The organism is Streptomyces sp. NPDC017943 (assembly GCF_044328425.1).
Taxonomy (GTDB): Bacteria; Actinomycetota; Actinomycetes; order Streptomycetales; family Streptomycetaceae; genus Streptomyces; species Streptomyces djakartensis_A.
The window spans coordinates 780,538-800,533 of record NZ_JBIRHH010000002.1; the positions used below are offsets into that span (position 1 = coordinate 780,538).

Genomic DNA, 19,996 nt, shown 5'->3' on the forward strand with positions numbered 1-19,996 from the left:
ATCCCCCTCTTCCCCGACCCACCGCGCAAAGGTCCCGATGACGCTTCCCACGCAGCCGCTTCCCGCGCGCCATCCGCAGGCTCCGCTTCCGCAACCCGCCGTTGGCGCGGGGTGGGAAGCCTCGTCCGATGTGACAGCGGTTCGGCTTCCCGACGTCCGGCCGGCCCGGCTCCCCCGTCGCGTCCCGGCCCGCCGCGTGCGGCAACTCCTGTGCCTGCTGCCGCTGCTGGCGGTCACCGTGGTCGCGGTGCGGCACCGCTCGGTGCTCGCCGAGGGCTTCGCGCACCTGCGCACCGCCGAGTGGCCGTGGCTGCTGGCCGCGACCGGGGCGACCTGTCTGACCTGGGTCGCCGCCTCCTGCACCCGGCAGGGCGCGGTCGTCGAGCGCCTCCCCCGACGGCGGCTGCTGGCCACGCAGTTCGCGGCCGGCGCCGCCAACCACATGCTGCCGACCGGGCTGGGCGCGAGCGCGGTCAACCTGCGCTTCCTGTCGGTGTGCGGGCTGCCGCTGGCCCGCTCCTCGGCCGCCCTCGCGCTGTACCTGCTGGCGGAGAGCGTCGGCCGGGTGGCCCTGCTGGGCGCTCTGCTCCTGGCGTTCCCCGGTGCGTTGCGGCTGGGCGCGCTCGTCCCGGAGGCGGCGTTCGGGCCGCTGCTGGCGGGGGCGGGCGCGGTGCTGGTGATCGCCGTGCTGGTCCTCGGCCTGGTGCGGCGGCTGCGTGCGGCGCTGGTGTCCTTCCTGCGCACGGCGCTCGGTGAGGCGCGCCGGGTGCACACCCGCCCGGCGCGGGCGCTGGCGCTGTGGGGCGGCGCGCTCGCGTTCCCGGCGTTGCAGGCGTCCGTACTGGTGCTGGTGGGACGGGCGTTGGGGCTGGACGTGCCGGCCGGCCACATGGCGGTGGCCTATCTGGCGGCGACGGTCGCGGTGGCGCTGGTGCCGACCCCGGGCGGGATCGGGTCGGTGGAGGCGGCGCTGGTCATGGCGCTGGTGGCGGCGGGCGGCCCGGCCGCGGTGGCCACGGCCGTGGTGCTGGCCTTCCGGGTCGTCACCGTGTGGCTGCCGCTGGTGCCCGGGGCGCTGACGCTGGCGGCGCTGGTGCGGACGAAGGTGATCTGACCCGGCGCCTCCGGCGTGCGTGACGGTGCGTCATGTGCCCCGGGTCACCCTCCGCTCACCCCGGTCCGCGGTACGGAACCCCGTGCGGGATGCGGCAGGATGAACGACCGTGCCGACCGCCGGGCCGGGTGGCCGGACACCATCGGACATCACGCAGAACGAGCAGGTGACGACGTGACGACACTTCACATCCGACCGCCGCGGACGGCGTTCGCGGCGCTTCGCCTCCCCGGAGGTGAGCGGTGAACCGGGCCCTCACCCTGGACGATCTGCTGTTCGCGGGCATCGCCCTGGCCTCGGGCCTGCTGGCGGCGTTCGCGCTGCGGGTGCTGCTGCGCTGGCTGGGCGGGCACGCGGACCGGACCCGCTGGAGCGGGGACGATGTCATCGTGCACGCGCTGCGGGCCGTGGTGCCGTGGGCCGCGGTGGTCGGCGGCGTGGCGGGCGCGGCGGCGGTGCTCCCGTTGACCCGGGCGGTGCAGCACACCACCAACCAGGTGCTCACCGTGCTGCTGATCTTCGTCGCGACGGTGTCGGCGGCCCGGGTGGTGACCGGGTTGGTGCGCTCGGTCACCCAGTCCCGGTCGGGGGTCGCCGGTTCGGCCACGATCTTCGTGAACATCACCCGGATCCTGGTCCTGGCGATCGGCTTCCTGGTGGTGCTCCAGACCCTGGGCATCTCCATAGCGCCCCTGCTCACCGCCCTCGGCGTCGGTGGCCTCGCGGTGGCGCTGGCCCTTCAGGACACCCTGGCCAACCTGTTCGCAGGCATCCACATCCTCGCCTCCAGGACCGTCCAGCCCGGCGACTACATCCGGCTCAGCAGCGGCGAGGAGGGCTACGTCGAGGACATCAACTGGCGGCAGACCACCGTCCGGAACCTGTCCAACAACCTCGTCGTGATCCCCAACGGCCAGCTCGCCAAGGCGAACATGACGAACTTCATGCGCCCCGAGGAGCAGCTGACCATCCTGGTCCAGGTCGGGGTTGCCTACGACAGCGACCTGGAGCACGTGGAGCGGGTGACCAACGAGGTCGTCGCCGAGACCATGGCCGAGGTCGAGGGGGCCGTGCCGGACCACGAGCCGATCATCCGGTTCCACACCTTCGGCGACTCCCGCATCGGCTTCACGGTGATCCTGGGCGTGGGCGAGTTCAGCGACCAGTACCGGATCAAGCACGAGTTCATCAAGCGGCTGCACCGGCGCTACCGGGCGGAGGGCATCCGCATCCCCGCCCCGGCCCGGACCGTGGCACTCCAGCAGGGCGCGGTGGTCATCCCGCAACAGCGCACCGGCGCGATCGAGCCGGGCGCGCTGCCGGTCGCCGGCTTCGACTGAGCCCGTCCGCGGGCCGGGGCGCCCGGGTTACGGCCGGGAGCGGACGCGCTCCGCGTCCGGCCGGTCGCCCGCCGTCACCCGCACCGGCTCCGGGGCCGTGGGCGTCGGGCCGGACGGCGGCGCACCGGCCCCGCATCGCCGTCCGCGGGCCGGGGCGCCCGGCCCCGCGCCGACCTGGGCCTTCGCAGGCGGCGGGCCGGATGGCGGGAAACTGGGCGCGGACCCCTGTCGAGACCGGGTCGATCACGAGATATCTTGATGTCGAGCAATGTTGCAGACGTGGAGCGGAGCACCCGGTGACTGACTCGACCATCATCTATACGCACACTGACGAGGCCCCCGCCCTGGCGACGTATTCCTTCCTGCCGGTGGTCCGGGCGTACGCCTCGCAGGCGGGTGTCCCGGTGGAGACCCGCGACATCTCGCTGGCCGGGCGCATCATCGCCGTCTTCCCGGAGTACCTGGCCGAGGACCAGCGCATCCCGGACGCCCTGGCGGAGCTGGGCGAGCTGGCCAAGACGCCCGCCGCCAACATCATCAAGCTGCCGAACATCTCGGCGTCCATCCCGCAGCTCAAGGCCGCGATCGCCGAGCTGCAGGGCCAGGGCTACGCGCTGCCGGACTACCCGGACGACCCCAAGAGCGACGAGGAGCGCGAGATCCGCGCCCGCTACGACAAGGTCAAGGGTTCCGCCGTGAACCCGGTCCTGCGTGAGGGCAACTCGGACCGCCGCGCCCCCGCCTCGGTCAAGAACTACGCCAAGTCCCACCCGCACCGCATGGGCGCCTGGACCTCCGAGTCCAGGACGAACGTGGCGACCATGGGCGAGAACGACTTCCGCTCCACCGAGAAGTCCGTGGTGATCGCCGAGGACGGCACGCTGCGCATCGAGCTCGTCGGCGACGACGGCTCCACCACGGTGCTGCGCGAGTCCGTACCCGTCCTCGCCGGTGAGGTCGTCGACGCCTCCGTGATGCGCGTCGCCGCCCTGCGCGAGTTCCTGACCGCGCAGGTCGCCCGCGCCAAGGCCGAGGGCATCCTGTACTCGGTGCACCTGAAGGCCACGATGATGAAGGTCTCCGACCCCATCGTCTTCGGCCACGTGGTGCGTGCCTTCTTCCCGAAGACCTTCGCGCAGTACGGCGAGAAGCTGGCCGCGGCCGGCCTGAGCCCCAACGACGGCCTGGGCGGCATCTACAAGGGCCTGGAGGCCCTGCCGGAGGGCGCCGAGATCAAGGCCTCCTTCGACGCCGAGCTCGCCGAGGGCCCGGAGCTGGCGATGGTCGACTCCGACAAGGGCATCACCAACCTGCACGTGCCCTCGGACGTCATCATCGACGCGTCCATGCCGGCCATGATCCGCACCTCCGGCCACATGTGGGGCCCGGACGGGCAGGAGCACGACGCCCTGGCGGTCATCCCCGACTCCTCCTACGCGGGCGTCTACCAGGCCGTGATCGACGACTGCCGCGCCAACGGCGCCTTCGACCCGTCCACCATGGGCACGGTCCCGAACGTCGGCCTCATGGCGCAGAAGGCCGAGGAGTACGGCAGCCACGACAAGACCTTCGAGATCCCGGTCACCGGCACGGTCCGCCTGGTCGACGCCGACGGCACCGCGCTCATCGAGCAGGCCGTCTCGGCCGGCGACATCTTCCGCGCCTGCCAGACCAAGGACGCGCCGATCAAGGACTGGGTGAAGCTGGCCGTCACCCGCGCCCGCGCCACCGGCGACCCGGCGGTGTTCTGGCTGGACGAGACCCGCGCGCACGACGCCAACCTGATCGCCAAGGTCAACACGTACCTGGCGGAGCACGACACCGAGGGCCTGGACATCCGGATCCTCAACCCGGTCGAGGCGACGAAGCTGTCCGTGGAGCGCATCCGCCGCGGTGAGAACACCATCTCCGTCACCGGCAACGTGCTGCGCGACTACCTGACCGACCTGTTCCCGATCCTGGAGCTGGGCACCAGCGCCAAGATGCTGTCGGTCGTCCCGCTGATGGCGGGCGGCGGCCTGTTCGAGACGGGCGCGGGCGGCTCCGCCCCGAAGCACGTGCAGCAGCTGGTCAAGGAGAACTACCTGCGCTGGGACTCCCTCGGCGAGTTCTTCGCCCTGGTGCCCTCCTTCGAGCAGTACGCCAAGGTGACGGGCAACGCCCGCGCCCAGGTGCTGGCCGACACCCTGGACCGCGCCACGGCGACCTTCCTCAACGAGGACAAGTCCCCGACCCGCCGCGTCGGCGGCATCGACAACCGCGGCAGCCACTTCTACCTGTCCCTGTACTGGGCGCAGGAGCTGGCGCGGCAGACCGAGGACGCCGACCTGGCGAAGGCGTTCGCGCCGCTGGCCGAGACGCTCGCCGAGAACGAGCAGAAGATCGTCGACGAGCTGGTCTCCGCCCAGGGCAAGCCCGTCGACATCGGCGGCTACTACCAGCCGGATGCGGCGAAGGCCGCCGAGGCCATGCGCCCGTCCACCACGTGGAACGAGGCCCTGGCGTCGCTGAGCTGACGCCCAGGACCGACCGGTCCACCCGCTCCGCCCCGGCCGCGCTCCGCCCCGGCCGGGGCGGAGCCCTGTGCGCGGCCGCGCCCGGTACGACGGGCACGCCGCACGACGGACGACACCCCGCCCCGGAGCCGCCCCGTGACCGACACCGCGCCGTCCTTCGCCCTGCTGCCGGGGGCCGCCGCCTCCCCGGTGATCCTCCATGTGCCGCACGCCGCCCGCGCCGTCCCGCCCGCCGTACGGGCCGGTATCGCGCTCGGCGACGAGGAACTGGCGCGCGAGCTGGACCACATCACGGACGCGCACACCGACCGGATCGCCGAGAGGGCGGCCGGGCTGGCCGGCGTCACGCCGTGGCGGTTCGTGAACCGCCTGTCGCGACTGGTCGTCGACCCGGAGCGGTTCCCCGACGAGCGGGAGGAGATGCTGGCCGTCGGCATGGGCGCGGTGTACACGCGCACCACGCACGGTGCGGCGCTGCGGCCCCCGGGCGCCGACACCGGGCCGCTCATCGAGCGGTACTTCCTGCCGTACGCGCGGGCCATGGCAAACGCCGTGGCGGACCGGCTGGCGGCCTGCGGCCGGGCCGTGATCATCGACGTGCACTCGTACCCGAGCCGGCCGCTCCCCTACGAGCTGCACGGAGAGGGGCCCCGCCCGCCCGTCTGCCTCGGCACCGATCCCTTCCACACCCCGGCGGCGCTCTTGGACGCCGCCCGGCGGGCGTTCGGCGAGACCGGGCTCGACAGCCCGTTCAGCGGGACCTATGTGCCCCTGGAGTTCCACGGGACCCGGCCCGAGGTGAGCGCGCTGATGGTGGAGATCCGCCGCGACACCTACATGAGCGAGCCGGGCGGCCCCGCCGGACCCGGACTGGACCGGCTCGCGGGCGCGCTGGCCCGGCTCACCGACGCCGTGTCCGGCCCGGCCGCCACCGGCTGAGGCGGTTCGGACGCCGGCCGGCGGGCGCGCCCGTCAGGCCCGCAGCCACTCCGTCACCACCACGTCCCCGCCCGTCCGCAACCGCAGGGCGAAGGGGCCGGACGGCGGCGGGCCGCCCGAGAAACGCCCGAGGTCGTCGGCGGTCAGCGGGGTGCCCGGCCGGGGTCCGCCCAGGACCTCCACGCGCGCCGGCTGCGGCGGCAGCACCTGCCCCATCAGGCCGTGCGCGCCGACCTCGACGTCGACGCTCACCTCGCCCGCCTGGAAGGTCAGCATGCGGGGCGCGTCGGTGACCCCCCGCACCGGGAGTGCGTCGACCAGCGAGTCGAAGGTGAGCTCGGCCACCCGCGCGCCGGGGTCGTGCAACGCGTAGGCGTCCAGGGCGATCTGGTGCAGTTCCGACGGCACGGGGTCGAGCACGGCGGCGGCCTGCCGCAGCTCCTCCTCCAGCAGCTCGTCGTCGAACTCCCGGTCGTCGAAGTCCTCCTCGCCGAAGAGGTCGTCGTCCCGCATGCCGCTCATGCCGCCCCCCGTGCCTCGAGCCGGGCCCGCAGGCGCCGCAGACAGCGCTGGCGCAGCGGTCCGATGCTGCCCACCGCGATCCCGAGCGCGGCGGACACGTCCTGGTAGCTCGGCGGCGGTGTCGCCATCAGCACGCGCAGCAACTGCCTGCACCGCTCGCCCAGTTGCTCGAACTCCCGCCACAGGCTGCGCACCCGCTCGCTCTGCTCGGCGGCCTCCTCGGCGTCGAGCAGCGACTGCTCCGGCGTCCCGTCCTCGCTGGGCCGGTCCAGCAGGCCCGGATCGTCGGTCAGGGTCAGCCGCTGCGCGCTCCTGATCACCTTGAGGCACTCGTGGCGCGCGGTACTGGCCAGCCAGGCGCCCGCCTTGCCGGGTTCACGGATCCGCCCGAGGTGCTGGGCGAAGCGGAACCAGGTGGTCTGGTAGACCTCGTGGGCGTCGGCGTCGGAGAGCCGGTGGGCCCGGACGACGGACCAGACCAGGGGGCCGAGCCCCTCCACGAGCGCCTTCCAGGCAGCCGCGTCGCCCTCGGCCGCGGCCTGGACGAGCGCGCCGGCATCAGTACGGTCCACGGCAGCCCCACCCCTCGAGTACGGCACGTCATCGTACGCCGTGGAGGGGGCTGTTCCGGTCCGCGCGGTGGTCCTCACCGTCCCGGGGCCGGCTGCAGGACCGGGACCGGGCGCCAGGTCGGCGGACGCAGGGCCGCGACGGCCGCCCCGCGCACCTGCGCCGACCCGGCGTCGGAGGCGAGCAGGTCCCGTCGGGCGGCCCGCGGGTCGCGCTCCTCGTGCGCGGTCATGCGGGCGGCGACGAGGCCCGCGGTGACGGGGGTGGCGAAGGAGGTGCCGCTCCACTGCGCGTAGCCCTCGAACATCACCTGGTCCGGCTTGGCCGCCGCGCCCTCGTCGCTCAGCACCCCGCTGTGACCGGGGGTCTGGCAGGTGCAGCCGTAGCCGGAGCCGTAGCGGCACGCGTCGTACGTGGAGTGCTGGTACACGTACGGGACGGGCGAGTCGAAGCCGGTGAGGGGGGCGGTGAGGCGCTCGCCGGGGGCGTAGACCTTCACCCAGGGGCCGTGGTTGGTGAAACAGGCGCCGCCCTCGCCGTCGCTGCGCAGGGCGCCGACCGACAGCACGCAGTCCTCCCAGCCGGGCAGGCCGGCGTAGGCGGCGGGCCAGAAGGGGTTGCCGCTGCCGTTGTTGCCGGCGGCGGCGACCAGCAGGGTGCGCTGGTCGCGCAGTTCCCGCATGAAGTTCTCGACGCCGAGCAGGCCGTCGGTGCGGCCGTTGGAGGTGCCCGCGGACAGACTGAGGATGTCGGGCCAGCCGCTCGCGTCGACGGCCTCGAACAGCTTGTCCCCGAACTCCGACTCCAGCACGGCACCGGCGTCGTCGAGGCTGCCGCGCACGGTGATGTCGGTGTTGGGCGCGACGGCGGCGACCAGCCCGGCGATGAACGTGCCGTGCCCCACGTACTGCTGGAGGATCCCCCGCTCGTCGCGCTCGCGGACCTGGGCGTCACCGACGGTGTGGGCGAGCAGGCCGCAGGAGCGGTGGTCGTGCATCAGGCCGGTGTCGACGACGAGGACGCCGACGGCGGTGGCCGGGTCGTGGGGGGTGCCCGCGGCGGCCGGGTTGGGCGGCTCGCTGAGCGGGGCGGGGACCGGTTCGTCGCCGGGGCAGGCGTTGACCGCGATGTGCACCACGTGGTTGCGGGCGGCCATCCGGCGTCCCGCCCGGGACTCGTGTTCCCGTACCGAGCGCAGGGCGTGGACGACCGCGCGGTCGGCGTCCCGGCCGCCCTCGCCCGGGTCGCCGACGCGGATCCGGGTGATGCCGCTGCGGTTGGTGAGCGGCCCGGCCCGGCGCACCTGCTCCTGGTCGAGATCGGGTGCCGCCGTGAAGTGGGCCCGCACGGCGTCCTCGACGACCCGGGCCTCCTCGCCGTCGCGGACGAGGACGACGCCCTTCTCGTACATGAACTCCGCCGCATCGTCCGGTCCCATCGCCAGGGGGACGTCCGGCATCGAGCGCTGGATCTGGTCGAACTGCTCGTGGAAGCGCTGAGGTGCCATGCGGGTCCTCTCGGGGGGCGACGGCGTCGGTCGGTGCCGCGGAGCGGGCATCGATTCTCTTCGACTGGAGCCGCCGTGCGCCTTCTTGATACACCGCCGCCCTGTGGGGCGCGGGCCTGCGGCCACTACCATCCGAGGAGTGACGGCGGGAAGCGAGTCGGTTGCGGAGCTGCTGCCCCTGGTGTTCGCCGACCCGGGCGAGGCCCTGGCGAAGGCGCGGGCGCTGCTGGACACCGGTCCGGGCCCGCTGGAGGCGTCCGTCGCCCACCAGGTGATCGGCATCTGGCAGCGGGACTTCGGCGATCTGCGGCTCGCGATCGGCCACCTGCGGCGGGCCCGGGCGTGCGCCGCGCGCGCCGGCTCGGCCGACCGGGAGGCGGATGTGCTGGCCACCCTGGGCGTGGCCCTGGTCCACGCGGGGCGCACCCGGGACGGGCTGGCCGCGTTCGAGCGGGGGGTGGCGCGGGGCACCGGGCACACCCGGGCGCGGGTGCTGTTCCGGCGGGCGTACGTGTGGTGGGTGCTCGGGCACCACCGTGAGGCGCTGGAGGACGTGCGCCGGGCCGTGCCCGTGCTGCGGCAGGCGCGGGACGTGATCTGGACGGCACGGGCGCTGACCCTGCGGGCGACGGTGCACCTGGCGCTCGGCGCGGTGGAGCGGGCCGAGGCGGACTTCACCGCGGCCGAGGCGCTGTGGGAGACCACCGGGCAGGAGCACGACAAGGCGGACGCGGTGGAGAGCCGCGGGCTGGCCGCGTTCCGTTCCGGGGACGTGCCGGCGGCCCTGCGGCTGCTGGACGAGGCCCAGGAGCGCTACGCCCGGCTCGGCACACCGACGTTCATGCTGGTCATCCGGCGCTGCGAGGTGCTGATGGCGGCCGGGCTGGCACCCGAGGCGCTGGCCGAGGCGGACACGGCGATCGGCCGGCTCGACGGCATCGGCGGGCAGTCCACCCGCAAGGCGGAGCTGCTCCTGGTCGCCGCGCGGGCCGCCCGGCTGGCCGGGGACCCGCAGACGGCGATCGCCCGCGCCGCCGTCGCGGTCCGGCTGTTCGCGAGACAGCGGCGCACCTGGTGGGAGACGCACGCCCGGTTGGTGCTGACCGAGGCGCGGCACGCGGCCGGGCGCGGTTCGGGCCGGCTCGTCGCGGACGCGGCGGCGCTGGCGCAGCGGCTGGCGGCCTTCGGCGCTCCCGCGGCGCCGGAGGCCTCGCTGCTCGCGGGCCGGATCGCCCTGGACCTGGGGTGGACGGCCGACGCCGAGCGGCACCTGGCGCTGGCCGCGCGCAGCCGGCACAGCGGCCCGCCGCTGGCGCGGCTGACGGGCTGGTCCGCGCAGGCGCTGCGGGCGCGGGCGGCCGGGTCGGCGCGGGGGGTGCTGGAGGCGTGCCGGCGCGGTCTGGACGTCCTCGACGACCACCGGACGACGCTGGGCGCCTCGGAGCTGCGGGCCCGGGCCACCGCACAGGGCGCCGAGCTGGCCGCGCTGGCGCAGCGGGCCAGTCTGGTCTCCGGCGGGCCGCGGCGGCTGCTCGTGTGGAGCGAGCGCTGGCGGGCCACCGTGCTGGCGGCCCCGCCGACCCGACCGCCCGCCGACCCCGTGCTGCTGAGCGGCATGACGGCGTTCCGGGAGATCGCGGCGCGCGCGGAGGCCGCCCGGATGGAGGGCCGGCCGGTGGTGGCGCTGGAGCGCGAACAGCGGCGCCTGGAGCGGGAGATCCGCTCCCGCACCCTGCACATCCGGGGTGCGGCACCGGGCGAGGGGAACCGGTTCGACGTGGAGCGGCTCCTGGAGCGGCTGGGCGACGAGGTGCTGCTGGTCGAGCTGGCCGTGCTCGACGGACGCGTGCAGGTGCTGCTGTGCGGGCGGGGCCGGGTGCGGAGGTTCGAGGCGGGGTCGCCCGCCGAGGCGGAGAGGGAGGCCGAGCACGTGCAGGCGGGGCTGCGGCGGCTGGCCCACCCGGGGGCGGACGCCCGGCTGCCGGTGGTGGAGGCGGCGGGGCGGCGGCTGGAGGACCTGCTGCTGGGCCCGGCGGCGGCACAGCTGGGCCGCGGGCCGGTGGTGATCGTGCCGCCGGGGCGGCTGCACCGGGTGCCGTGGGCGCTGCTGCCGTCGCTGCGGGAGCGGGTGCTCAGCGTCTCGCCGTCGGCGGCGAGTTGGCTGCGGGCCCGGGACACCGCGCCGCCGGCGGACGGCCGGGCCGTACTGGTCCGCGGCCCGGGTCTGGCCGGCGCGGGCGCGGAGGTGACGGAGCTGGCCGGGCGGTACGGCGGGGCGACGGTCCTGGAGGGCGGCGGCGCGCGGGTGTCGCGGGTGCTTCGCGAGCTGGACGGGGCGGGGCTGGCGCACATCGCCGCGCACGGCACGTTCCGCGCGGACAGTCCGCTCTTCTCCTCGTTGCGGATGGCCGACGGCCCGATCGTCGTGCACGACTTCGAGCGGCTGGACCGCAGCCCGTACCGGATCATCCTGTCCTGCTGCGACACCGCGCGCCTCGCGTCGGTCGGGGCGGACGAACTGCTGGGCCTGGTCACGGCGTTGCTGCCGCTCGGCACGGCGGGGGTGGTGGCGTGCAGCGCCCCCGTGAACGACGCCGCGGTCGTGCCGCTGATGCTCGCGCTGCACAAGGGCCTGGACTCCGGGCTGTCCCTGGCGGAGGCACTCCGCGACGCCCGAGCCGCCCTGCCCGGCGACGCCCTGCACCAGGCCACGGGCTGGGCCTTCTCGGCCTTCGGCGCGGCCTGACCCGTCCCTTGCGGGTCGGGCCACCTGGTCGGTGAGCGGCCATGGTTACGGGCGCCCCCGCACACACCGGGCCCCGGGATGGAGCTCCCGGCCCGGGGGGGGGGGGGGGCGCCCCCCCCCCCGGCGGGGGGGGGGGGGGGGGGGCCCGCCCCCCCCCCCCCCCCCCCGGGGGGGGGGGGGGGCCGCCCCCCCGGGACCCCAGGCGCGGACCGACCGGCCCCCCGGGGACCGACGGGACGGCGAACTCCGACACAACACGAGCTCGCGAACCCGACCCAAGGCCGACCCGGGCCGTACCCGGCCCCGGGCCGCACTCCCGGCCCTCGGTCGGCGGACGACCGAACCGCAGGCGCGGGCCAACCGGCCCCCGGAGACCGACAAGACCCGAGCCTGCGCGGCCGAGCCGGGGCGGACTCCGGCCCCCCGGCTCAACTCCCGCAGCACGGGCGGCCTGGCCCGTCCCCTGCGCGGGTCAGACCGCCCGTCGGCGGACGGCCGGGCCACAGAAGCGGGCCGACCGGCCCCGGAAGACCGACGGGACGGCGACGCCCGAAACAACGCCGTACCCAGGCCCCGGGCCGAACTCCCGGCCGCCGGTCGGCAGAACGACCGGACCGCACGGCGCGGGTCGACCGACCCCCGGGACCGACAAGACCCGGGCCTGCGTGGCCGAACCGGGGCGGACTCCGGGCCCCCGGCTCAACCCCCGCAGTACGGGCGGCCTGACCCGTCCCCTGCGCGGGTCAGACCGCCGGTCGGTGGGTGGGTGGGCGGGACGCCGGGTGGGGGTGTTCAGGCCGGTTGTGCCTCCAAGGGTTCCGCCAGGCGCGGCAGGGCCGTGCGGTCGACGGCGCCGAGGCGGGTGTAGGCGCCGTACAGGTGGTTGCCGACGGTGCGGATCGACAGGGTCAGGCGTTCGGCGATCTGGCGGTTGCTCAGCCCCGCCGCGGCGAGGGTCACGATCTGCCGCTGCCGGGCGGTGAGTTCACCGAGGGCCAGTCCGGACAGCGCGGGTGTCCGGGCGTCCTGGCAGCGCCGGGCCAGGGCGACGGCCCGGGTCCGGGCGTGCCGGGCGGCGCGCGGATCGCGGTGCACCGCGACCGCCTGGGCGTACGCCTCGGCGGCGAACAGGATGAAGCCCCGCTCGGCCAGTTCCTCCGCCGCCGCGTCCAGGGCGGGACCGTCGGCACGGGCGAGTGCGTCGGCGTGCCGGGCGAACACACCTCTCAGCCGGCGGCCGGCCGCCTCCCCGGGAGTGCCGAGCCGGACCGCGTCGTAGGGCTCGCGGAGCGTGGGGCGGGGGGACCCGAGCCCGGTGGCGCGGTCGAGTTCGTCCCGGCAGGTCACGTCCCCCGGGTCGGCCCGCAGCCCCTCCCCGGCCCAGGCGGCCGCGGTCCTCGGCTCCCCCCGCAGCCGGGCGAACCGGGCCCGTACGGCGGCGTACGCCCCCGGCACGGGCCCGCCCTCGGTGACCAGGAAGTCGCCCACGGGGGTGGGCATCGCCGTGACGTCGTCCCCGTCGATCCGGCGGGCCAGTGCGGACGCCTCGGCGTCGAGGGCGGCGGCGTACGCCTCCGGGCCGGGCGACAGCCTGCGCGCCCGGAGCCTGCCCGCCGCCGCCCGCAGGACGGGGCCGTGGAGGGGGTGGGTGAAGCGGACGCCGCCCCGCGGCCCGACCTCGATCACCCCGTCGGACTCGAGGGCTTCGAGGGCGGCGAGGTCGAGGCCGTCCACGGTGGGTTCCAGGGGCTCGCCGAAGGCGAGGCGGTCGAGGGTCTCGCGTTCGCGCGGGCAGTCGTGGCCGAGGACGGGGGCGGCGTACGCCCGGACGGCCGCGGTCAGCGGGACCGGCCCCCGCCAGCCGCGCTCGCCGCTGTCCGGACCGGCGGCGAGCAAGGGCCCCACGGCGTGCAGCAGTTCGCGCAGCAACCGCAGGTCGCCCCGGCCGAGCCGCAGCAGCCGCCCGGCGGTCAGCGGGTCGAGAGGGCCGGCGCCCGCCGTGAGGAGCCGGGCGGTCTCCTCGTCCGGCAGTGGCTCCAGCGCCAGCCGCGGCAGGAGTTCCCCGGTCCACAGCCGGGTGATCGCCCCCGGCGTCGCGGAGCCGTCCGGGGCGGCCACCAGCAGGCGGGCGCGGCCGTGCACGGCGAGCTGGTGGACGAGGGCGGCCGAGGCGTCGTCGAGCAGATGCGCGTCGTCGACGACCACGGTGCCCGCCCCGGACAGCAGGTGGACCGCGCGGGGCAGGGTGACCGCCTCGGGCAGCACATGGGCGAACGCGGCGAAGGGCATCGCCCGGCTCTCGGGCGTACCGGCCGCCCGTACGCAGCCGCCGCCACGGACCGCCTCGGCGAGCAGGCGGGTCTTCCCGCAGCCCGCCGGGCCCGTCACCACGATCCCGCGCCGGTCGCCGGTCAGGGACCGCCGCACCAGGTCCAGTTCGTCCTCCCGCGCGGTGAACGGCCAGGGCGGCACCGGCGTCGTCGTGTCCTTCTCATAGGTCGTCACATCCTCATGAGCGCGACTGCTCACGTTTGATACAGGGCGAGTTGAGCAGATCCCGACTCATGTGCCCGGCCGGAGCGGCGGGCAGGATGGGGCACCGTCGGCGTCGCCGGCGGGCTCCTCGGGGAGCGGGGCGACGGGGGACCCCACTGCCTCGGCGTCGCCCCGCCGGCGTCCGTCCGCACTCCGTCCGGGTTCCCGGCGGACGGCGGTGGCGTGTGTTCAGGGCACGACACCGCCACGCGGCACCCGAGCCATGGTCCGGCGCCGGGGGAACGGCCGGGTACGTCACCCATGGGGGTGAGTGACGTACCCGGCCGCGCCGTGTCCGGGGCCCGGGGCGTCCGACTCGCAGGCTGCCCCCGGGCGGTGGACGATGGAGGCGGAGCTGCAGGGGGGCTCTCGGCGGGAGACCTCCGTGGTGGACACAGACGTGCTGATCGTGGGCGCCGGACCGGTCGGGCTGACCGCCGCCGGGGAACTGCGGCGGCAGGGCGTCACCTGCCGCCTCGTCGACCGGCTGCCGGCCCGGCTGCCGTACGCGAAGGCGGTCGGTGTGCAGCCGCGCACCCTGGAGATGTGGGACCGGATGGGCCTGGTGCGTGCCGTGCTGGAGGCCGCCGTGCCGATGCGGGGGCAGGTGACGTACTCCGACGGCGTGGAGCAGGACCGCCTCGAGCTGCGGCTTCCGCCCGAGGTTCCCTACGCGTTCGCGGCGCTGCCGCAGTACGAGACCGAACGGATCCTGGAGGAGCACCTGGCCCGCTTCGGCACGGGGATCGAGCGGGAGACCGAGCTGGTGGACTTCGCCCAGGACGCGGACGGGGTGGTCAGCCGCCTGGTCACGGCGTCGGGCGAGGAGCAGGAGGTGCGGTCGCGGTTCCTGATCGGCTGCGACGGGGCGCACAGCACGGTCCGCAAGAAGCTGGGTCTCGCCTTCGAGGGGGACAGGTTCCCCGAGGAGTACATGCTCGCCGACGTGGAGGTCGACTGGAGCCTGCCGCAGGGCTACAGCGTGCGGGCCTCCCACCACGACCCCGAGGGCCGCATCGACGACCTGCTGGTCTGCATCCCGCTGCCCGGGGACCGCCGCTACCGCATGTCGATGCTGGTGCCGCCGGAGCTGTCCGCCGCCCCCGAGGGCGGGCCGGACGCGGTGGCGCACGGGCTGGAGAGCGGACGCGCGCCGGGACTCGGGCACGTCCAGGCGGTGCTCGACCGGATGTCGCCCGAGCCCACGACGGTGTCGGCGCTGCGCTGGTCGTCGGTCTTCCGCATCAGCCACCGCCTGGTCGACCGGTACGCCGTCGGCCGGGTCCTCGTCGCCGGGGACGCCGCACACATCCACCCCCCGACCGGGGCCCAGGGCATGAACACCGGCATCCAGGACGCCTGCAACCTGGCGTGGAAACTGGCCCTCGCGCTGGACGGCGGCGCCCCTTCGCCACTGCTGGCCGGCTATCACGCCGAGCGCCACCCCGTCGGGGAGGAGGTGGTGGGGCGCACCGTGCGCAACGCGGCGCGGGACGGGGTCCGGGCCGCACCCGGCGACCTGACGACGGTCCTGCTGCGGGAGGCCCAGTTGCTCGTCGGCTACCCGGACAGTCCCCTGGTCGTGCCGGACGGGGCCGCCGCGGACGGTGCCGGGGTGCCGGGGCCGCTGCCCGGCGAGCGGGTTCCCGACTGCCGCGGCCTGACCGCGCGCCTGGCCGTGACACCGCTGCGCCTGTACGACCTGCTGCGCGAGCGTGGGCACGTCCTCGTCCTCTACGCCGACCGTGCCGAGGCGCTCCACGGGTGCGGCGAGGCGGCCGCCGGGGTCCACCGGCTGACCGGCGGCAGGGTGCCGGCGTTCGTCGTCGCCGGGCGTGGCGTGGACGGCCCGGAGGCGGCCCGGGGGCAGCTGGACGGACACGGGGCCGGGGACGGGGAGGGCGGGGACGGTCGGGCGCTGCCGGTCTTCCGGGACGACGACGGCGACTTCGCCCGGCAGTACGGCGGGGACGCCGCGGCCTTCCTGGTGCGCCCGGACGGCTACCTCGCCGCCCGGCAGTCCCCGCCCGCCGCACCGGGCCCGGGATCGGCTCTGGCGGAAGCGGTGGAGCGGGTGTTCGGCAAGCGGGCCGGCTGAGGGCCGGGGAGAGTGCCGGGTGAGGCGCCGAACGGGCGCCGGGGCGGGCCGCGAACGCGCCGGAGGCCGGCCCGGATCGCTCCGGCCGGCCTCCGACCTGCTGCCTTGTACGTCGGGACGACAGGATTTGAACCTGCGACCCCTTGACCCCCAGTCAAGTGCGCTACCAAGCTGCGCCACGTCCCGATGCGCACCACCCGGACGAACGGGTGATCGCGCAGGTCAACCCTACCGCATACGGAGCGGGGCCCCGGTGTCGCGGCGGAGGGGGGCGGGCGGAGGGAGCGGGTCGGGGGCGGGCATGTGGGCGCCGGAACCGAAGAGTTCGTCCCGGGGTGCGGGCCCGCGGCCGATACGGGCCCCGGTCCAGCCCGCCAGGCCGGCCGTGGAGACCACGACGGCGAGGACGGCCCACCAGGGCAGGCCCGTCTTGGTCGCGTGCCCGGCACAGGCCGCGACGGCCAGGAGCGCCGTGACGGCGCCCCCCGCCGGCCCGGCGCGCCGGGCGGACCGGTGCCGTGTCTCGTCCACGTCCTGCTCCCCCGTTCTCCCGTGCGTGTGCGCCCTGTTCGACGGGCGCGGTCGCACCCGGACCGCAACCGCACCGCAGGGGCATATGCCGCAAACAATACGCCAAACGGCGGGAACTCCCGACCAGCGCATAGGGGTTGAGACGGACATCGCGCCCGACCCTCCGGGTCCGGACGGGACGGAGTGTCCGCCCCGCGCCGTGGACACCCCACACTCTGTCCAGGCCGCCGCCCGCCCGGCCGCGGCTAGGGTCGCCGCATGACGCACAGCTTCGCACTGCACATCCCCGACGCCGAGCTCGTCCCCGAGCTCCTCGCGCCCGAGCAGATCCTGGCCGGGGAACCCGAGGTGACCGGGAAGGTGGTCTGGGAGTCGGAGGACGGCCGGCAGGTGCGGGGCATCTGGCAGATCACGCCCGGCGTGGTCACCGACACCGAGGCCGACGAACTGTTCGTGGTGGTCAGCGGGTCGGCGACGATCGAGGTGGAGGGCGGGCCCACGCTCACGGTCGGCCCCGGTGACATGGCCGTGCTGCGCGAGGGCGACCGGACGACGTGGACGGTGCACGAGACCCTGCGCAAGGCGTACGCGATCAACCTGTGAGCGGGCGGGACGCCGTCAGCGCGGGTGGTGCAGCCGTCGTCCCCCTGATCTCCAGGGCGGGCGCGACGAGTTGCTCGCGGCCGGGGGCCGCGGGGTCGTCGAAGCGGTCCAGCAGGCAGCGGGCCGCGCGGCGGCCGACCTCGTGGCCGGCGTGGTCGACCGTGGTCAGCCACACGTGCCGCAGCCGGGCGATGCTGGTGTTGTCGTAGCCCACCACGGACAGGTCGCGCGGGACGCGGAGCCCCAGTTCCTCGGCCGCCGAGAGCACACCGACGGCGGTGATGTCGTTGACGGCAAGGACGGCCGTCGGCCGGTCGGGGCGGCTGAGCAGCCGGACGGTGGCGCGGTAGCCGCCCTCCTCGGTCATGTCGCCCGGTTCCACCACCGCCAGGTCCGCGAGGCCGTGCCCGCGCATGGTCGCCGCGAAGCTCCGGCTGCGCAGCCCGCCCACCGCTCCGTACCCGGCGATGTGCGCGATGCGGCGGTGGCCGAGACCGATCAGGTGCTCGGTGGCCAGCCGGGCGCCCTGTTCGTCGTCGCCCGCCACGACGTCGGCGCCCGGCGGCGCGGGCTCGCGGGAGCCGGCCAGGACGACCGGGATGCGCCCGGCCACCTCCTCGAGCGCCGCCGGGTCGGGCAGGGTCCCGACCACGACCAGTCCGTCGACCCGCAGGTCCAGCAGCGGGTCGGCCGGGTCCTGGCCGGCACGGCGGTTGAGACGGGCGTCGGCGAGCAGCATGCGCAGGCCGTTCGCGTGCAGCAGGGGGTTCAGGCCGTCCAGGAGGTCGACGAACCAGGGGTTGCGCAAGTCGTTCAGCAGGACGCCGATGGTGCGGGTCCGCTGTTCGCTCAGACTGCGGGCGGCCGCGTTGGGCCGGTAGCCCAGCTCGCGGGCGGCCCGCAGGACCGCTTCCCGCTTCTCGGGGCGGACCTGGTCGGAGCCGCGCAGCGCGAGGGAGACCAGCGACTTGGAGACACCGGCCCGCTCGGCGACGTCCCGGATGGTCGGCGGTCTCGTCATGCTGTGGACCGTTCCATGCGGGCCGTGCGCTTGTCAAAGGGTTGACAGGCTGCTCAGGGCCCGCCCAGGGTGGCGTGGACAGGTTCTGGAACGGTCCAAAGAGGGGCTCTCATGGTGGACACGCTCGGCGTCGCCGTCATCGGATTCGGCTGGATGGGGCGGGTGCACACCCAGGCGTACGCGCGGGTGCGCCACCACTATCCGCAGCTGCCCCTCGCCCCCGAGCTGGTGACCGTCGCCGAGGAGGTGCCCGGCCGGGCGGAGGAGGCGGCCGCGCAGTTCGGCTTCGCCTCGACGACCCGTGACTGGCGTGAGGTGGCCGCCGACCCCCGGGTGCGGGCGGTGAGCATCACCGCGCCGAACTTCCTGCACCGCGAGATCGGCGTCGCCATGGCCGAGGCGGGCAAGCACATCTGGATCGAGAAGCCGGTGGGCCTGACCGCCGCGGACGCCCGCGCGGTGGCGGACGCGGTCGCCGCGGCGGGTGTGCAGGGCGCGGTGGGCTTCAACTACCGCAACGCGCCCGCCGTCGAGGCGGCCCGCGAGCTGATCGCCTCCGGGGAACTGGGCACGGTCACGCATGTCCGCGTGCGGCTGTTCAGCGACTACGCCGCCCACCCCGAGGGGGCGCTGACCTGGCGCTACGAGCGGCAGCGCGGGGGCAGCGGCGTGCTGGGCGACCTGGCCTCGCACGGCGTCGACCTGGCGCGCTTCCTGCTCGGCGACATCGCGTCCCTCACCGCCGACACGGCGATCTTCCTGCCCGAGCGGGCCCGGCCCACCGGCGCGACGGCGGGCCACGGCCGGGCCGCGGGCGGGGAGCCGGGCCCGGTGGAGAACGAGGACTACGTCAGCTGCCTGCTGCGTTTCGCCTCCGGGGCGCGCGGCGTGCTGGAGGCCTGCCGGGTCTCGGTCGGCGAGCAGAACAACTACGGCTTCGAGGTGCACGGCACGAAGGGGGCGGTCTTCTGGGACTTCCGGCGCATGAACGAGCTGGGTGTCAGCCGCGGCACGACGTACCAGGACCAGTCCGTCACCACGGTGTACGCGGGCCCCGCGCACGGGGAGTTCGCCGCGTTCCAGCCCGGGGCGGCGAACGCCATGGGCTACGACGATCTGAAGGTCGTCGAGGCGTACCGCTTCCTGCGGTCGGTCGCCGAGGGCACTCCGTACGGGGCGACCCTGCGGGACGCCGTGCACAGTGCGGCCGCCCTGGACGCGATGGCCCGGTCGGCGGCCGGCGGTGAGTGGGTGGACGTGTCCGGGCCGCGGTGAGCGCCGCCGGGGGATGCGCTTCACCGCACCCGCGACCTCAGGTCGGGGTGTGGAGTCTGCGGCCCAGGTAGACCTTCACCGGCACGAGGAGCAGCCACACCCACATGATCCGGGGGCCGGCCACGAGGGCGAGCGGGACCGTGGCGGTGAAGACCACCACCGACGTGGCGCTGTCGAGGAGGTAGAGCGGGGTGGCCGCCTCGGAGACGCGGCCGTGGCGCAGCCGGGGGCGCCTGGCCAGGACGGCGGCGACGGCCAGGTGGGCGGCGGCGAGCGCGGCGACCGCGCCGGAGTAGATCGCCACCGACACGGGCTGGGCCCCGTACTCGGCGAGCAGTCTGGTCGGGAACGGGACCAGGGCCGCGACCCCGAGGCCGGCCATGGAGATGCCGATGACCTGCCCGTCGATCTCCCGGACGTCCTGGAAGATGCGGCGGTGGTCGCGCCAGAAGCTGCCCAGCACCGCGACGCTGAGCGCGTAGGCACCGATGTCGGGCAGCAGGTCGCGCAGGGCGGCACGGTAGGCGGCCGGATCGAGGTCCCGGGGCACGGAGAGGTCCAGGACGAGCAGCGTGATGGCGATGGCGAACACGCCGTCGACCAGGGTCACCAGCCGCTCGGGGCCGCCCTCCGGGCGCGAGGTCCACATGGTGCCCGACGGTAGGGCGCGCACCCGGTG

General features: G+C 75.4%; 15 protein-coding genes and 1 tRNA gene. 8 read left to right on the forward strand and 8 right to left on the reverse strand.

What is annotated here, in order from left to right:
* The first annotated feature begins 130 nt into the window (after positions 1–130).
* The 4 genes from ACH4C6_RS08460 to ACH4C6_RS08475 all read left to right on the forward strand — a co-directional run bounded on the left by ACH4C6_RS08460 (position 131) and on the right by ACH4C6_RS08475 (position 5,909).
* On the forward strand, positions 131–1,114 hold the full coding sequence (locus ACH4C6_RS08460; RefSeq protein ID WP_398107743.1) for a YbhN family protein: 984 nt from the start codon (positions 131–133) through the stop codon (positions 1,112–1,114).
* Between the two features lie 242 nt (positions 1,115–1,356).
* On the forward strand, positions 1,357–2,454 hold the full coding sequence (locus tag ACH4C6_RS08465; RefSeq protein WP_398107744.1) for a mechanosensitive ion channel family protein: 1,098 nt from the start codon (positions 1,357–1,359) through the stop codon (positions 2,452–2,454).
* 296 nt (positions 2,455–2,750) lie between these two features.
* Positions 2,751–4,970: an NADP-dependent isocitrate dehydrogenase gene (locus ACH4C6_RS08470; protein ID WP_398107745.1), complete on the forward strand. Its 2,220-nt coding sequence runs from the start codon at positions 2,751–2,753 to the stop codon at positions 4,968–4,970.
* A gap of 135 nt (positions 4,971–5,105) precedes the next feature.
* A complete protein-coding gene (locus tag ACH4C6_RS08475; protein WP_398107746.1) occupies positions 5,106–5,909 on the forward strand; it encodes an N-formylglutamate amidohydrolase in 804 nt (267 codons plus the stop codon).
* 33 nt (positions 5,910–5,942) lie between these two features.
* On the opposite strand, the gene ACH4C6_RS08480 is transcribed toward ACH4C6_RS08475, so the two are convergent.
* From ACH4C6_RS08480 to ACH4C6_RS08490, 3 genes are all read right to left on the reverse strand, one after another.
* Complete coding sequence (locus tag ACH4C6_RS08480; RefSeq protein ID WP_398107747.1) at positions 5,943–6,431, reverse strand: hypothetical protein; 489 nt, start codon at positions 6,429–6,431, stop codon at positions 5,943–5,945.
* Entirely contained in the window at positions 6,428–7,003 is a 576-nt protein-coding gene (locus ACH4C6_RS08485; RefSeq protein WP_398107748.1) for an RNA polymerase sigma factor, read from the reverse strand. Before ACH4C6_RS08485 ends, ACH4C6_RS08480 begins: the two co-directional genes overlap by 4 nt.
* Positions 7,004–7,077: 74 nt before the next feature.
* Entirely contained in the window at positions 7,078–8,508 is a 1,431-nt protein-coding gene (locus ACH4C6_RS08490; protein ID WP_398107749.1) for a S8/S53 family peptidase, read from the reverse strand.
* A gap of 139 nt (positions 8,509–8,647) precedes the next feature.
* Between ACH4C6_RS08490 and ACH4C6_RS08495 the strand changes: the two genes are divergently transcribed.
* On the forward strand, positions 8,648–11,254 hold the full coding sequence (locus ACH4C6_RS08495) for a CHAT domain-containing protein (protein WP_398107750.1): 2,607 nt from the start codon (positions 8,648–8,650) through the stop codon (positions 11,252–11,254).
* 792 nt (positions 11,255–12,046) lie between these two features.
* Here ACH4C6_RS08495 and ACH4C6_RS08500 read toward each other — a convergent pair.
* Entirely contained in the window at positions 12,047–13,759 is a 1,713-nt protein-coding gene (locus tag ACH4C6_RS08500; RefSeq protein WP_398107751.1) for a LuxR C-terminal-related transcriptional regulator, read from the reverse strand.
* Between the two features lie 415 nt (positions 13,760–14,174).
* On the opposite strand from ACH4C6_RS08500, the gene ACH4C6_RS08505 reads away from it, so the two are divergent.
* Positions 14,175–15,887, forward strand: a complete 1,713-nt coding sequence (locus tag ACH4C6_RS08505) for an FAD-dependent monooxygenase (protein WP_398107752.1) — start codon at positions 14,175–14,177, stop codon at positions 15,885–15,887.
* A 112-nt stretch (positions 15,888–15,999) separates the two neighbouring features.
* Here ACH4C6_RS08505 and ACH4C6_RS08510 read toward each other — a convergent pair.
* Together ACH4C6_RS08510 and ACH4C6_RS08515 are read right to left on the reverse strand one after the other, a co-directional pair.
* Positions 16,000–16,073, reverse strand: a tRNA-Pro gene (locus ACH4C6_RS08510).
* A 42-nt stretch (positions 16,074–16,115) separates the two neighbouring features.
* Positions 16,116–16,418: a hypothetical protein gene (locus ACH4C6_RS08515; protein WP_398107753.1), complete on the reverse strand. Its 303-nt coding sequence runs from the start codon at positions 16,416–16,418 to the stop codon at positions 16,116–16,118.
* 258 nt (positions 16,419–16,676) lie between these two features.
* Between ACH4C6_RS08515 and ACH4C6_RS08520 the strand changes: the two genes are divergently transcribed.
* Positions 16,677–17,021: a cupin domain-containing protein gene (locus ACH4C6_RS08520; RefSeq protein WP_398107754.1), complete on the forward strand. Its 345-nt coding sequence runs from the start codon at positions 16,677–16,679 to the stop codon at positions 17,019–17,021.
* Here the strand turns inward: ACH4C6_RS08520 and ACH4C6_RS08525 are convergent.
* Positions 17,011–18,042 carry a LacI family DNA-binding transcriptional regulator gene (locus tag ACH4C6_RS08525; protein ID WP_398107755.1) on the reverse strand — a complete coding sequence of 344 codons (1,032 nt, stop codon included), beginning with the start codon at positions 18,040–18,042 and terminating at the stop codon, positions 17,011–17,013. The two genes, ACH4C6_RS08520 and ACH4C6_RS08525, sit on opposite strands and share 11 nt — an antisense overlap.
* A 111-nt stretch (positions 18,043–18,153) precedes the next feature.
* Here ACH4C6_RS08525 and ACH4C6_RS08530 point away from each other — a divergent pair, with 111 nt between their 5' ends.
* On the forward strand, positions 18,154–19,317 hold the full coding sequence (locus ACH4C6_RS08530) for a Gfo/Idh/MocA family protein (protein WP_398107756.1): 1,164 nt from the start codon (positions 18,154–18,156) through the stop codon (positions 19,315–19,317).
* A 37-nt stretch (positions 19,318–19,354) separates the two neighbouring features.
* On the opposite strand, the gene ACH4C6_RS08535 is transcribed toward ACH4C6_RS08530, so the two are convergent.
* Complete coding sequence (locus ACH4C6_RS08535) at positions 19,355–19,966, reverse strand: TMEM175 family protein (protein ID WP_398107757.1); 612 nt, start codon at positions 19,964–19,966, stop codon at positions 19,355–19,357.
* Positions 19,967–19,996: the final 30 nt, after the last annotated feature.

Bases quoted from the DNA above. Each gene is read 5' to 3' on its own strand.
- ACH4C6_RS08480 (WP_398107747.1), bottom strand. From the start codon at position 6,431: ATGAGCGGCATGCGGGACGACGACCTCTTCGGCGAGGAGGACTTCGAC.
- ACH4C6_RS08530 (WP_398107756.1), top strand. From the start codon at position 18,154: ATGGTGGACACGCTCGGCGTCGCCGTCATCGGATTCGGCTGGATGGGG.
- ACH4C6_RS08535 (WP_398107757.1), bottom strand. From the start codon at position 19,966: ATGTGGACCTCGCGCCCGGAGGGCGGCCCCGAGCGGCTGGTGACCCTG.
- ACH4C6_RS08525 (WP_398107755.1), bottom strand. From the start codon at position 18,042: ATGACGAGACCGCCGACCATCCGGGACGTCGCCGAGCGGGCCGGTGTC.
- ACH4C6_RS08490 (WP_398107749.1), bottom strand. From the start codon at position 8,508: ATGGCACCTCAGCGCTTCCACGAGCAGTTCGACCAGATCCAGCGCTCG.
- ACH4C6_RS08520 (WP_398107754.1), top strand. From the start codon at position 16,677: ATGACGCACAGCTTCGCACTGCACATCCCCGACGCCGAGCTCGTCCCC.